Here is a 13,120-nt window from a genome sequence, read left to right on the forward strand (position 1 = left end):
CTAGCGCTACGCTAACGGAAGTTCGGGCTCGACGGGAACCGCCAGACGCTCGATGACTCGCTACCGCTTCGCTATCGCGCAGCGTCTCCCCTTGGGAGAAGACTCCGACTTCCTCACGAATTACGAACTACGAATTATTTATGATGTTTGGTAACACTCAGACAGAATCAGGTGACAACAAGTGGCGTGGCCAGTTAGATAGATTTGTCAAAGCCAATCAGCAAGATTTAGCAGCTCTATTTTGGGGATTATGGTTAGAGAATGGTGCTAGTAAGGGCACTATTGGTATTGATTTGCAACCAGCCCCACATTTTGTTTATTGTCCCAAAGAAGCGGTAGAAAATTTAAATGATAAAGTTGAAAATCGGCTTCAGGAAATTTTAGGAATTGTCGAAAATCATCAACCAGAAGTAGAAGTAGTGATGATTGGCATTGGTAAGGGTGAAATTAAATTAATTCAGTTTGCACCAGAACCAGCACCACCTGATTGTTTTGAGCAGGTTGGTAAAGACGTTGACGGGTTGTTAGAATTACTAGAACAACGCATGAGTGAAAGTTTAGCTAATTAAATAGCGCTGCAATAAACCAATGAAAATTTCTGGTGTTTCTAAATGAGGTAAAATCCCTGTGTTAGCGATCGCCTGAAAATTTTGAATTGCATCTATGTTTAAGTTAACCAAACGTCGCCCTAATTTAATGCTAGTAAATTGCGCCTTTTCTCCCCAAAAAATGGTAGTAGGAATTTGCAATTGCTGAATGTACAAACTCAAGTCAAAATAAAGATCGCCCCGCAAAAATGCCAAAGCCGCAAACTTAGCATTTGGTTGCTGTGCAGAAGTTAAATAAGCTTCTACCATTTCTTGAGAAACTCGTTCTGGTTTCGCAAACAGAAAATTTTCCAAAAAATTTCTAACTGCAAGTGCATTTTCAGCGCCAAGAGCATAAATTATATTATCCAACAAAGGTGTATTGATAATAGGTAGTGGAAGTCTGCGTCCAGCCCCTTGGCCAAAATCATCAAATCCAGAAGGACATACCAAAAATAATGCTTGGAATAAATCTGGCTTGTTAATAGCTAAGCGAATAGTTAAAGCTGCTGTTAAAGAAGAGGCTACTACAGTTACAGGTTTAGGACAAGCTTGGGTAATAAATTCTGCGATCGTATTAAGATAGTCGTTAATTTGGTAATCTCGTACTGGATGAGCAGACTCTCCCCAACCAATTAAATCTGGAGCTAGTATGTGGTGTGTAGAGGCAAAAGCTGGGTAAACTTTAGACCATTCATAAGCTGATGCTCCACCACCAAAGTTATGCAGAAACAATAACGGCGGTAAATCTTCAGTGGTAGCATTTAACCAAGGTGTAGTGGTTTGAGTGTAGTACACCATTGCTCCCAAAGATGTATGAATGATTTTATGCCCAAAGCCAGGGGGTTGAAACTGAAGCATAAAATTACATTTTAAAGTGTGAAAACAGAAAATTTCATCATTTATCCTGCTTCTGATCTCTCGTAATGTGAACAAGTTGGTTGAGGCGATCGCCACTAATTTGATAAGCTGTACCAAAACCAATCACAAACCGACCTGCTTTCGGAGTTAGCTGAAAAATCCGAAAGTCGTCCAAACTGCGAAAAATTTCAATAATTTCGCCAAAGCGCTTTTGGAATTTTTCTACGATGCTATTCCAAGTCTCGGTTTCACGTTCGATTAAAGTAGCTGTACAATCAAAACTCAAACGGCGACGAGCAAAAATTTGCTCACTTTTAGCTTCATCATCGATAAATAATACACTGACTTGAGGATTGGCATAGAGATTTTGAGTATGAATAGCCAATCCACTGACGTAAATGTAGATATTTTTGGCATCATCCATTACAAAAGGAGCATAACTAGCATTAGGTATTCCTTGCTGGTTAATGGTGCTAATAATTACACTGCCCAATTCTTCCGGAAAAGTTTCATATTCAGCTTGAGCTTTTTCAAGTTGGCTCATAAGATTTCTATTTGATTAATAGCACTCATAAATATCCTAACGTTATTGAGCAATAGTATGAATTGATGCTCCTCACATTACGCTACCCTTTACCCTTTTCGCCTCTTTTTTATTTCTCCACAGGTGTTAATTTTAAAGGATACAATGGCTCAGATCCATTTAATTGCCAAATTCTAAATACTAATACAGCAGCTACAGTTAGCCATACACAAGAAAAGGATAAAATCATTCCCGCTACAGGATTAGTTTGCCAATAAATTGCCGTCACCACTACAGCAGATAACCAAGGGCCTAAAAGAACTACAGGAACAGCAGCACCTAATCTCCGTTCTACAGTAAAAATTGTATTCCAAGTATCTCCTAAAGCCAGATGTACTACAAACAAAATTAAAGGCAGCACTAAAAATTGGTGATTCATTTGCTGCCAAACCAATACAGAAGAAATTACTCGCAAAATGGCAATTATCATCCAAACGATGGGAAATGCTAAACGTGGAGGAGCCCATCTTGGTCTGATTATTTGGTCGTATGTTTGACGAGAACGGGTATTATCTAAAATAGAAAAAATTCTTGAACGGATACTTAATAGAGCAAAAAATAATCCCGTCAATAAAGTGCTAAACCATCTGGGAAAATCAGAATTGTTGTCAATCAACATTACTAATTTTTCCATTCCCAATAGCACAAGAATCATGACTGTTATTTGTATAATAGTCCCTAGTTTATAAACTAAAACTGCTTTGATATCTAGTTCTTGCGTAGTAGCTATTGATGTACCAGAAGACCGTTCGTGATTTCCATTTTTTACCCCCATTACTTTATTGACAAATTGTTCAATTATTCCACTATTATTGGATTGATTCATAATTAAGAAATTATGCGTAGTTTATAATTAATAATAATAAGTCATTATATGATAATTGAATGTTAAAAAATTAAGTCACAGCTAGCTCACCTCTAAATGAGTAAGAGTGCGGGGCTAAACAGAGCGATCGCTCTTTTCATCTCTGTGAGAGTAAATGCTGTAGTGCTAAGAACTAGCAACTGTTTCGTTATCATATAACAAGAAGAAATTTTATGAGGACGCAGTTGTGAGTGACAAAAATCGTTCTCAATGGGACTTAGGCAGGTTTATCGAAACTCTGACCTACTTCGAGGTCATTCCTTTGCTTAACTGGGTACAACAGTTAATCCCAGGTTGGTCTAAGGAGAATCAAGATAAACCCAAGGGAGGCAAAAACGTGGGTGTAATACTGGTAGCTGGTGCGACTGGTGGTGTCGGTAAACGAGTAGTGCGGCGACTAGTTGAAAGGGGCTATAAAGTGCGATCGCTTGTCCGAAATATGGAGAAAGCACGCTCAATTTTAGGTGATGATGTTGACTTAGTACTTGCGGATATCACTAAACCAGAAACATTAACTCCTGTAGTTATGGCCAACATTCAAGCTGTAGTTTGTTGTACAGCGGTACGGGTACAACCAATAGAAGGAGACACAGCAGATAGAGCCAAATATTACCAAGGTGTGAAATTTTACCAACCAGAAATTGTTGGGGATACTCCAGAAAATGTGGAATATCAAGGTGTGAAAAACTTAGTACAAGCAGCAGCAAAATATTTACCCCAAGCGCATGAAAAATTAATATTCGACTTCACCAAACCATCAGCAGAGTTAAAAAATACCTGGGGTGCAGTCGATGATGTCGTTATGGGTGGTGTAAGTAGCAGTAATATTCAATTATTAGAAAACACAGCTGTATTTGCTGGTAATGTCTCCACTGCTAACTCTGGAGGATTTGCTTCAGTTAGAACCAAAAATTTTGATCCACCCTTTGATTTATCTGGTTATGAAGGCGTAGAATTGCGCGTTAAAGGCGACGGTCAGCGTTATAAAGTCTTTCTACGGACAGATACAAAATGGGACGGTGTTGGTTACAGCTATTCTTTCGATACCGTTGATAATACTTGGATAAATGTCCGCGTTCCTTTTGCAGATTTGACTCCTGTGTTTCGAGCAAAAGTAGTTCAAGATTGTCCACCGATTGAAACTAGCAAAGTTAGCTCTTTTCAATTGATGTTGAGCAAATTTGAATATGATGGCGCTTTAAACCCCAAATTTTCGGCTGGTGGCTTTGCTTTGCAAGTGGAATCAATTAAAGCTTATGGAGGGGAAACCTTACCACAGTTTGTTCTTGTAAGTTCAGCAGGTGTAACTCGTCCTGGACGACCAGGCATTAATTTAGATGAAGAACCACCAGCAGTCAAATTAAATGACCAGCTAGGAGGGATTTTAACGTGGAAGTTAAAGGGAGAAGATAGCTTAAGAGAAAGTGGTCTGCCTTATACGATTATTAGACCTTGTGCTTTAACTGAAGAAGCAGGAGGAAAGTCATTAATATTCGATCAAGGTGACAATATTAGAGGCAAAATCAGCCGCGAGGATGTGGCTGAACTTTGCGTACAAGCGCTACAACAATCAAAGGCGTGTAATGTTACGCTTGAGGTAAAAGAGGGCGAAAATAGTATTAACTCCATTAATTGGTATCAGCTATTTTCTCTGTTACAACCTGATCAATAAAATTAGCAGTAGGGGATGAAGAGATAGAGAAAATTATACATGAGGTGGAATTTATCCGCCTTAATTTTTCTATCTCTACCAAAGGAGTAAGTTAAAATGTTTCGCAGATTATTGTTCGCCGCAAGTTTAGTAATAGTTATCTGGATGGGGCTATTATCTAACAGTGCTTCATCACAGCAAATCGAATCACGCATCAACAATTTACAAGCGGATTTTAATCGTGTCGAGTCACGCCTCAGCCGAATAGAGGCTCAAATAGGCCAAACCAGCCAGCCGTCATCTTCAAGAACAACACTAACACCGCGATCGCCTGGTTCTAGACGAAATTTATCACAATCTGACGCTATGTTTGACCGACTAGCAACTTTGGTGGTTGAATTAAAACAACAAGTCAACAAATTAGAAGAGCGCGTTTCTAAATTAGAATCTTAATTGATATTCCCCAAGTAATTTACATGACAATCAAAACCAAAGAATTAATCACTTATGAAGGTGGATGTCACTGTGGTGCAGTCCGCTTTCGAGTGGTAGTTGAAGACCATAAAGTAGATGATTGCAACTGTTCGATTTGCACAAAAAAGGGCTTTTTACATTTAATTGTGCCGCGATCGCAATTCACTTTGCTCAAAGGTGAAGATGAATTAACAACCTATAGATTCAACACAGGAATTGCCCAACACAAATTTTGTCGCACTTGTGGAATGCATCCTTTTTATATTCCCCGCAGTCATCCTGATGGCATTGATGTTAACGTCCGATGTTTAGATGGTGATGTAATCAAAAATTTTCAAATTGTGCCTTTTGACGGACAAAATTGGGAAATAAATGTTCACACCCTACGTTCCTGATTGCAGAAATTCATGACCTAATTTAAGTAATCTTTTGGATGAGCAACTTTCGTTACTGTTATCAGTGAAGCTTCTTCTTGAATTCGATAAACGATGCGATAGTCATTAAAACGAACTAAATATAAAGGCTTTTCATCCTCCAGCTTTTTTGCACCTTCTGGAAGTGGATTTATTGCTAATTCTTCTAGTTTTTTTACCACTTCCTGCTGAACAGAAGGGTTTAGTTTTTCAATTTGTTGTACAACTGTAGATAGAACCTGTACTTGATAACTCACTGTTGTAATTGCCTTTTTAAATCTTCAAGAAATATTGTGCTGATTTGCGATACTTTTTCTAATGCTGCATTAGCATCTTGTATATCGGCTCTATCACGCTTGGACTCAATCAATTGCTGTAACTGCTCCATTGAGTGAATCTCAATCCCTGGTGTTTCTCTTAATTTGTCAGCGAAAGCGTAAAAAGCTTCTTGGTCATCTCGGTGTTCCAATACATAAGCTCTTAATTCTTCCTTCGTCATTGCTTGAAAATTTGGTTTATTCATAAGTATCTCATGCTGCCATTTGGAAATATTTCTAATTGGGTTTCTTCTCCAGCAAGGATATAAATACGGCTTGTTGTTTTATCTATCCTTACCAGATGGATTGAGCAGTACATATTGGTCAATTGGTAGCAAACCCTGAAAAGCTCTTTCGCCTGCTCTATTGTCGGTTCTTGCATAGTTTAATTTTCATGACTTTATAAATAAATGGATAAATACGGCAGGTTTTATACTTTTATCATAAAAGCGGAATACACATATCTGGCGCACATAAACCAGGAAATTGCAGCGTTGTCACCTCAAAATTATTCAAATCTACGCAGCGAATAACGTGATTATTAGTATCAGCAATATATAAATGTGAATCCATAATACTTAATCCCGAAGGTTCAAAAAAACGAACATTCTTACCCTGACCATCTTGTAAACCTGCTGAACCATCTCCCAAAACTGTTTGACAGTTACCTGTGGTAGGGCTAACTAATTTAATTTTGTGATTATAGGTATCTGCTACCCACAAATAATTTTGGGCGTATTCCACTCCTAAACAGTGCTGCAATCGAACATCTTCACCTTGTCCATCAACATCGCCAAAACCGAATAAATCACCACTACCGCACACTGTTCTGACTTGAAACGGTTCTATCAGTCCTATAGCGCGAATTGAACTAACTTCACTATCAGCAATATATAATTCTTGTCCATTGGTAGTGATACCACTGGGTTGAGCAAAAGCAGATTCAGTTAATAAACCGTCAACACAAGCTTCTGCACCAGTCCCAGCATAAGTTTTGATAATGCCAGTTTCTAAATCCATTATCCAAATTTGATGCGACCCTGCGATCGCAATGAACAAAGTATTTCCTACTTTGACTAAATCCCAAGGAGAATTTAGCGCAGTTTCTAAACCAGCACCACCATGAGGATGAATATTGCGGCTTTGTTCACCAGTTCCCGCGATCGTTTTTACTACCTGATGTTTTAAATCAACTTGTCGCAGGACATGATTTTCGGTATCAGCAACATAAAGAATTTGTTTATCTGCATCAAATGCCATTCCTTGAGGTGCAGAAAACTGCGCTTCACTAAAAGCACCGTCAGTTAAGCCAGATTTACCAGTTCCAATGATATGCAGAATTTCCCCGTTAAAAGTACTCATAACTAAACGGTGGTGTCCAGAGTCAGCAATGAACAAACCCGCTGGAGTGGCTATAACTTTACCAGGAAAAGCTAAAGGTGTAATTAATGGTTGGCGTTGCTTTTCTAAAGTCAAGCTAAGTTCTTGAAAATTAGTTGTGCCTTTTTCTTGGTGTTGACTAATTAATTTTTCAATTAACTCATCTAAAGCATCACGATTTCCTTCACCAGCAACGTAACTAATCACGTAACCTTCTGGATCAATTACCATCAAAGTAGGCCAAGCACGCACAGCATATTCTTGCCAAACTTGAAAACCACTATCTACTAAAACTGGATGTTCGATGTCGTAGCGCAGAATAGCTTGGCGAATATTTTCGGTTTCTTTTTCGTTGTCAAATTTGGCCGAGTGAACACCAATAACCGTGAGACTATCTTTATACTTTTGTTCTAAATATTTCAAGTCTGGTAGGATGTGCAGACAATTAATACAGCAATATGTCCAAAAATCTAAGATGACGATTCTACCCTTGAGTTGCTTCAAAGACAAGGGTTTTTCTGTGTTCAGCCAAGCATAATTTTGCGGTAATTCTGGCGCTCTAACGCGAGGAATCATAAGAATTCACAATTATTACTACAGTTTAAGATGTTGAAAAAACTTGCAAGACTAACTAATACTGAGTTATCAACTTGGATACAACAAGCTATAAATCAAACTAAACAAGGTCAAGTTGCCGATCGCATTCCGCAATTGGCTTTAGCTAATCCCCGTTGGTTTGCAGTTAACATCTGCCATACATCTAATCACATTCATCAGGGAGATACAGCTTGTGTGTTTCCTCTGATGAGTGTAATTAAACCGTTTTCTTTTCTTTATCTGCTAGAACACCTGGGATTAGAAACAGTTTTGCAGTGGGTTGGTGTTGAACCGTCGGAGGCTGCTTTCAATTCTTTAGATCAATTGATTGCCGATCGCGGATATCCCCGCAATCCCATGATTAATAGTGGGGCAATTACCATTGCTGATAAATTACCAGGAAAAACTGCCTGTAAGCGCACCCATAATTTATGTCAATGGTTGAACCAATTAGCAGGTTGCCAGTTATTTTTAGATGAAGTCATGCTGGCTTCGGTACGTATATCTCGTGCAACCGCTAACCAAGCGATCGCTAATCATCTTACTGAAACAGGACATCTAGAAAATCTGGAAATAGCCCTTGACACTTATGAGCAGATATGCTGTCTCTCTGGGCGAATTGAAGATTTAGCTTTGCTTGGGAAACTCTTAGCTTTTAAAAACGGTTATTTATCTACACAAAACCGTCAAATTGTCAATGCTGTGATGTTAACTTGTGGACTGTACGAAGCTTCTGCCAAATTCGCAGTTAAAATTGGTTTACCGATGAAATCTGGGATTAGTGGTGGACTTTTGGCAATAGTACCAAATGAAGGAGCGATCGCTTGCTATAGTCCTGCCTTAGATAGTATAGGTAATCCCGTAGCTGCGATCGCTTTTGTTAAAGCTTTATCGAAACAATTAAATTTAAGTATCTTCGGTTAAAGATATCAAATCAAACTGTCAATTTATTGTTCTGGTATAGATGTTGTTTCTGGTACAGGTGAAGCTGTCGGATTGGGGCGACGCTGAAAATATTTGCTAAATCTTGAGGTTTGAGGTTGAGTTACTTGTTTTTCAGGAACTTCGGTACTTTCAGGTGCGGGCGTTATTTCCGGCTGAGGTTCTGTTGTAGTTTCTGGGAATTGTAAAGTTGGTTCTGGAACAGCAGGCTCAATAATCTCAGGTAATGTCGGAGGTAAGTTAGGAGATGGTTGAACGTTAGGACGAGGACGACTATTGAAAAATTCGTCAGATTTTGGTTTTGCTGGTTCAGGAACTTCAGGAGTTTCAGGAGTAGGCGTAACTTCGGGCTGTGGTTCTGGTGCAGGTGACTCCAAAATTTCTGAGGGAGTAGGAGTCACACTGGGAGATGGTTGAGTGATAGGGCGGGGGCGATTAAAAAATCCGCCAAATCTTGATTTTTCTGCTTTGGGAGCTACTTTTTGTGGTAATTCAGTGGCTTCTGGTGTAGGTATTACCTCTGGCTGTGTTGGAGTTATTTCTGGAACTTCTGTTTCAGGAATGGGCTGTGGTTCTGGTGTTTTTTCAACAGCAGGTACTGGTATTTCTTGAGTGTAATTTTGCTCTACAATGCCACGTACTTGATCAGCTTGCAATTCTCCTCTGATAATTCTCGACAGAGTATCTTTGCCCTTTGGCTGGTAATTGATTAGTCTGACTGTCGTGTTAAAGGCATTTTTGAGAGGATTTCCTTGATTATCGAGAAATTCTAGCTTTACCCAGTTTTTACCAGGCTTAAAGCCTTTAAGATGTACTGCTTGCCAGCGATCAAGAATGAAGCTTTCACCATTAATCGTGCAGCGAATGCGCCAATCGCCAATTTGGTCATTGAAGTTATCTTTAGCGACAAGGCGCAAGGGAGCATTCGTTAAATAAAAGTCCAACAGAATAGGTTCTGCACCGTAGTCGCCTTTAGGACGGCTGTAGGTCAATACGGGCAGGGTGGGATCAGGATTATTATCATCGGTTTTGGTGACAATATGAAATGTTGTCTGAGCATAAGCGCCTTCATTTTTAAAGCTTTCATGCCAAGGACGAGAGGCAAAAACCCGCAGTGTATGAGTACCTGGAGATAAGTCTGGCAAAACCAAGGGCTGATTTAAATCGTAAACAGCTATATAAGGTTGGTTGTCAAGAATTACATGGAGATGGGGGCCTAACTCCCATTGGGGGTCTTTAAATATAGGTAGGTCTTTAACCTGAAAGCTGACTGTAACTGTATTTTCCGGAATAACTTCATCAGCTTTAGGTGTAACTATTGTGACTTGTGGTCGATACGCTTCCAAGGTTGAGCGCAATTCTTGAAGGACATCGGGCGGAGAAACTTCGGAGAATTGCTGAGAAATTTGGGAATTCTGTGGAGATTTTTCTCCGTAGCCAAGGGATACTTCTTGGCTTACAGCCTTTTTACCACAACTGCTCAAACTCAATATTAGGACTAGTGTAATTAGCCACCTAAAAATAGTGAAACCCCTAAAGAAGAGCTTATCTAAAACTGTCTTCTGCCAAGAATTCATGCCTTGCACCCAGTTATAGTCTTCAAAAACTGACAGATTATTTTTGCTTAAACTGTCTATTGGACACCATAGACCAAAAGGTGAAATCTTCTGGGTTTTGCTTGTTGCATATCAGGGTTATTACGAAAATAGTAATACTTTTTACAATTCTTACCAACCAATGTTGTAATAAAGTTCAAAACATTTGAGCAGTAAGGGTAACAAAAGCTAAAACTTTTTATACATCGAATTTAAACTATAAATTTTACGAATTGTTATCCTTTGTAAAATATATGAATAAACTATTGACTTTTTGAACAGGAGTTTAAAGTTAGAAAGCCGATCAGACAATAATTTCAGGGATTTTGAATTATTGTTAAAATGTGTCTAACAAAGTACAAGTTAAGACTCTATAATTCAACGAGAAACAACTCTCCACATAGGGTCTTATTCGCTGCTCTAGAAATTTTCTGGAGGAGACGGCTAAAATTCACGTTGTGGTATTCATGATTCCTCATTCCTGATCAAGAGAGGAGGTCGAATGACAATCAGTCCTCCGGAGCGAGAGGAAAAAAAGGCCAGAGTCATCGTTGATAAAGATCCGGTTCCCACTTCCTTTGAGAAGTGGTCACAACCAGGGCATTTCGACAGATCTTTGGCTAGAGGTCCCAAAACCACCACCTGGATTTGGAACCTGCACGCACTCGCCCACGATTTTGATACACATACAAGCGATTTAGAAGACATCTCCCGCAAGATATTTGCAGCCCACTTTGGTCACTTGGCTATAGTGACTATTTGGTTGAGCGGGATGATTTTCCACGGCGCGAAGTTTTCTAACTACGAAGCCTGGTTGACCGATCCCTTGAACGTTCGACCCAGCGCTCAGGTTGTTTGGCCTATTGTTGGTCAAGACATTTTAAATGGTGATGTCGGTGGCGGCTTCCACGGCATTCAAATCACCTCCGGTTTGTTCCAGGTATGGCGCGGCTGGGGTATTACCAACTCATTCCAGCTTTACTGCACCGCTATCGGTGGCTTGGTATTAGCAGCCTTGTTCCTATTTGCTGGTTGGTTCCACTACCACAAGCGCGCTCCTAAGCTGGAATGGTTCCAGAACGTGGAGTCGATGCTAAATCACCACTTACAAGTGCTGTTAGGTTGTGGTTCCTTGGGTTGGGCTGGGCACTTAATTCATGTGTCCGCACCGACTAACAAGCTTTTGGATGCAGGTGTTGCCCTTAAAGACATACCCTTGCCCCACGAGTTCATCCTGAACAAAGACTTGTTAACGGAGCTGTATCCTGGTTTTGCTGCTGGTTTAGCACCTTTCTTCACTTTGAATTGGGGTCAGTACGCTGACATCCTTACCTTCAAGGGTGGTCTAAACCCAGTAACAGGTGGCTTGTGGATGACAGATATTTCCCATCACCACTTGGCGATCGCGGTACTGTTCATCATTGCTGGTCACATGTACCGTACCAACTGGGGTATTGGTCATAGCATCAAAGAGATCCTAGAAAACCACAAAGGCCCCTTCACCGGGGAAGGTCACAAGGGTCTTTACGAAAACATGACCACTTCCTGGCACGCTCAGTTGGCAACTAACCTTGCCTTCTTAGGTTCCCTGACAATCATCATCGCGCATCACATGTACGCGATGCCCCCTTATCCATATTTGGCAACGGATTACGCTACGCAGCTGTGTATCTTCACTCACCACATGTGGATCGGTGGTTTCCTGATCGTTGGTGGGGCTGCTCACGCTGCCATCTTTATGGTTCGGGATTACGATCCAGTTGTTAACCAAAACAACGTACTGGATCGGGTGATTCGTCACCGGGATGCTATCATCTCTCACCTCAACTGGGTGTGTATTTTCCTCGGCTTCCATAGCTTCGGACTGTACATCCACAACGACACAATGCGTGCCTTGGGCCGTCCCCAAGACATGTTCTCCGACACAGCAATTCAGTTGCAACCAGTATTCGCTCAGTGGGTGCAAAACTTGCATACCCTAGCTCCTGGTGGCACTGCTCCTAATGCTTTAGAGCCAGTCAGCTATGCTTTCGGCGGCGGTATTTTGGCTGTAGGCGGTAAAGTGGCGATGATGCCCATTGCTTTGGGTACAGCGGATTTCCTAATCCACCACATCCACGCCTTCACCATTCACGTCACCGTTCTGATCTTGCTCAAAGGTGTCTTGTTTGCCCGCAGTTCTCGTCTGATTCCAGACAAAGCAAACTTAGGCTTCCGCTTCCCTTGCGACGGCCCTGGTCGTGGCGGTACTTGTCAAGTATCTGGTTGGGATCACGTATTCCTCGGATTGTTCTGGATGTACAACTCCATATCGATTGTAATTTTCCACTTCAGTTGGAAAATGCAGTCAGACGTTTGGGGAACCGTAGACGCAGCTGGTAATGTGTCTCACATTACTGGTGGTAACTTTGCCCAAAGTGCCATCACTATCAACGGCTGGTTGCGTGACTTCTTGTGGGCACAAGCTTCACAAGTAATCAATTCATACGGCAGCGCGCTATCTGCCTATGGATTAATGTTCTTAGGCGCTCACTTTGTCTGGGCTTTCAGCTTAATGTTCCTGTTTAGTGGTCGCGGCTACTGGCAAGAACTAATTGAGTCTATTGTTTGGGCACATAATAAACTGAAAGTAGCACCAGCAATTCAACCTCGCGCTCTGAGTATCATTCAGGGTCGAGCTGTCGGTGTAGCTCACTACCTCCTCGGAGGAATTGCTACTACCTGGGCATTCTTCCACGCACACATCCTTTCAGTAGGGTAGCAATCAGCAAAATTTTGGATTCCGAATTTTAGATATAATCTAAAATCCGGAATCCAAGATCGAACTGATACCTGATGGCTAAAGGTCAGAGGAT

General features: G+C 40.8%; 14 protein-coding genes. 6 read left to right on the forward strand and 8 right to left on the reverse strand.

Annotation, left to right across the window (positions count from 1 at the left end):
• The first annotated feature begins 140 nt into the window (after positions 1-140).
• On the forward strand, positions 141-569 hold the full coding sequence (ccmS, locus tag I8751_RS05945) for a beta-carboxysome assembly chaperone CcmS (protein ID WP_214438255.1): 429 nt from the start codon (positions 141-143) through the stop codon (positions 567-569).
• Here the strand turns inward: ccmS and I8751_RS05950 are convergent.
• From I8751_RS05950 to I8751_RS05960, 3 genes are all read right to left on the reverse strand, one after another.
• Positions 558-1,448 (reverse strand): alpha/beta fold hydrolase, encoded by an 891-nt coding sequence (locus I8751_RS05950; RefSeq protein WP_214438256.1) that lies wholly within the window; start codon positions 1,446-1,448, stop codon positions 558-560. The two genes, ccmS and I8751_RS05950, sit on opposite strands and share 12 nt — an antisense overlap.
• A gap of 37 nt (positions 1,449-1,485) precedes the next feature.
• Complete coding sequence (locus I8751_RS05955; RefSeq protein WP_214438257.1) at positions 1,486-1,992, reverse strand: HugZ family pyridoxamine 5'-phosphate oxidase; 507 nt, start codon at positions 1,990-1,992, stop codon at positions 1,486-1,488.
• Positions 1,993-2,101: 109 nt separating this feature from the next.
• On the reverse strand, positions 2,102-2,857 hold the full coding sequence (locus I8751_RS05960; protein WP_214438258.1) for a TspO/MBR family protein: 756 nt from the start codon (positions 2,855-2,857) through the stop codon (positions 2,102-2,104).
• A gap of 226 nt (positions 2,858-3,083) precedes the next feature.
• On the opposite strand from I8751_RS05960, the gene I8751_RS05965 reads away from it, so the two are divergent.
• The 3 genes from I8751_RS05965 (at position 3,084) to I8751_RS05975 (ending at position 5,416) form a co-directional block, all read left to right on the forward strand.
• Complete coding sequence (locus I8751_RS05965; RefSeq protein WP_214438259.1) at positions 3,084-4,568, forward strand: CIA30 family protein; 1,485 nt, start codon at positions 3,084-3,086, stop codon at positions 4,566-4,568.
• 96 nt (positions 4,569-4,664) lie between these two features.
• Positions 4,665-5,000, forward strand: coding sequence for a hypothetical protein (locus I8751_RS05970; protein ID WP_214438260.1), 336 nt, complete (start codon positions 4,665-4,667; stop codon positions 4,998-5,000).
• A 23-nt stretch (positions 5,001-5,023) separates the two neighbouring features.
• Entirely contained in the window at positions 5,024-5,416 is a 393-nt protein-coding gene (locus tag I8751_RS05975) for a GFA family protein (protein WP_214438261.1), read from the forward strand.
• A 17-nt stretch (positions 5,417-5,433) separates the two neighbouring features.
• Here I8751_RS05975 and I8751_RS05980 read toward each other — a convergent pair whose 3' ends face one another.
• The 4 genes from I8751_RS05980 to I8751_RS05995 are packed head-to-tail and all read right to left on the reverse strand — an operon-like array spanning position 5,434 to position 7,707.
• The gene (locus I8751_RS05980; protein ID WP_214438262.1) at positions 5,434-5,691 is read right to left on the reverse strand and encodes a type II toxin-antitoxin system RelE family toxin; all 258 of its coding nucleotides are present in this window, start codon (positions 5,689-5,691) and stop codon (positions 5,434-5,436) included.
• Positions 5,688-5,957, reverse strand: coding sequence for a DUF6887 family protein (locus I8751_RS05985; protein ID WP_214438263.1), 270 nt, complete (start codon positions 5,955-5,957; stop codon positions 5,688-5,690). The genes I8751_RS05980 and I8751_RS05985 overlap by 4 nt, the downstream gene beginning before the upstream one ends.
• Positions 5,954-6,133, reverse strand: coding sequence for a DUF6888 family protein (locus I8751_RS05990; protein WP_214438264.1), 180 nt, complete (start codon positions 6,131-6,133; stop codon positions 5,954-5,956). Before I8751_RS05990 ends, I8751_RS05985 begins: the two co-directional genes overlap by 4 nt.
• Positions 6,134-6,192: 59 nt before the next feature.
• The gene (locus I8751_RS05995) at positions 6,193-7,707 is read right to left on the reverse strand and encodes a thioredoxin-like domain-containing protein (RefSeq protein ID WP_214438265.1); all 1,515 of its coding nucleotides are present in this window, start codon (positions 7,705-7,707) and stop codon (positions 6,193-6,195) included.
• Between the two features lie 33 nt (positions 7,708-7,740).
• Between I8751_RS05995 and glsA the strand changes: the two genes are divergently transcribed.
• Entirely contained in the window at positions 7,741-8,652 is a 912-nt protein-coding gene (gene glsA / locus I8751_RS06000; protein WP_214438296.1) for a glutaminase A, read from the forward strand.
• A gap of 23 nt (positions 8,653-8,675) precedes the next feature.
• Here the strand turns inward: glsA and I8751_RS06005 are convergent, their stop codons facing one another.
• Positions 8,676-10,247 (reverse strand): hypothetical protein, encoded by a 1,572-nt coding sequence (locus I8751_RS06005; protein WP_214438266.1) that lies wholly within the window; start codon positions 10,245-10,247, stop codon positions 8,676-8,678.
• A 520-nt stretch (positions 10,248-10,767) separates the two neighbouring features.
• Between I8751_RS06005 and psaA the strand changes: the two genes are divergently transcribed.
• Complete coding sequence (psaA, locus tag I8751_RS06010; protein ID WP_214438267.1) at positions 10,768-13,026, forward strand: photosystem I core protein PsaA; 2,259 nt, start codon at positions 10,768-10,770, stop codon at positions 13,024-13,026.
• The last annotated feature ends 94 nt before the right edge of the window (positions 13,027-13,120 follow it).

Source organism: Atlanticothrix silvestris CENA357 (assembly GCF_016056295.1).
Classification (GTDB): domain Bacteria; phylum Cyanobacteriota; class Cyanobacteriia; order Cyanobacteriales; family Nostocaceae; genus Atlanticothrix; species Atlanticothrix silvestris.

What these genes read in the sequence shown, in the direction of transcription:
- I8751_RS05995 (WP_214438265.1), bottom strand. Translation starts at nt 7,707, where the DNA reads ATGATTCCTCGCGTTAGAGCGCCAGAATTACCGCAAAATTATGCTTGG.
- I8751_RS05990 (WP_214438264.1), bottom strand. Translation starts at nt 6,133, where the DNA reads ATGCAAGAACCGACAATAGAGCAGGCGAAAGAGCTTTTCAGGGTTTGC.
- I8751_RS05955 (WP_214438257.1), bottom strand. Translation starts at nt 1,992, where the DNA reads ATGAGCCAACTTGAAAAAGCTCAAGCTGAATATGAAACTTTTCCGGAA.
- I8751_RS05970 (WP_214438260.1), top strand. Translation starts at nt 4,665, where the DNA reads ATGTTTCGCAGATTATTGTTCGCCGCAAGTTTAGTAATAGTTATCTGG.
- psaA (WP_214438267.1), top strand. Translation starts at nt 10,768, where the DNA reads ATGACAATCAGTCCTCCGGAGCGAGAGGAAAAAAAGGCCAGAGTCATC.
- ccmS (WP_214438255.1), top strand. Translation starts at nt 141, where the DNA reads ATGATGTTTGGTAACACTCAGACAGAATCAGGTGACAACAAGTGGCGT.
- I8751_RS06005 (WP_214438266.1), bottom strand. Translation starts at nt 10,247, where the DNA reads ATGAATTCTTGGCAGAAGACAGTTTTAGATAAGCTCTTCTTTAGGGGT.
- I8751_RS05960 (WP_214438258.1), bottom strand. Translation starts at nt 2,857, where the DNA reads ATGAATCAATCCAATAATAGTGGAATAATTGAACAATTTGTCAATAAA.
- I8751_RS05985 (WP_214438263.1), bottom strand. Translation starts at nt 5,957, where the DNA reads ATGAATAAACCAAATTTTCAAGCAATGACGAAGGAAGAATTAAGAGCT.
- I8751_RS05975 (WP_214438261.1), top strand. Translation starts at nt 5,024, where the DNA reads ATGACAATCAAAACCAAAGAATTAATCACTTATGAAGGTGGATGTCAC.
- I8751_RS05950 (WP_214438256.1), bottom strand. Translation starts at nt 1,448, where the DNA reads ATGCTTCAGTTTCAACCCCCTGGCTTTGGGCATAAAATCATTCATACA.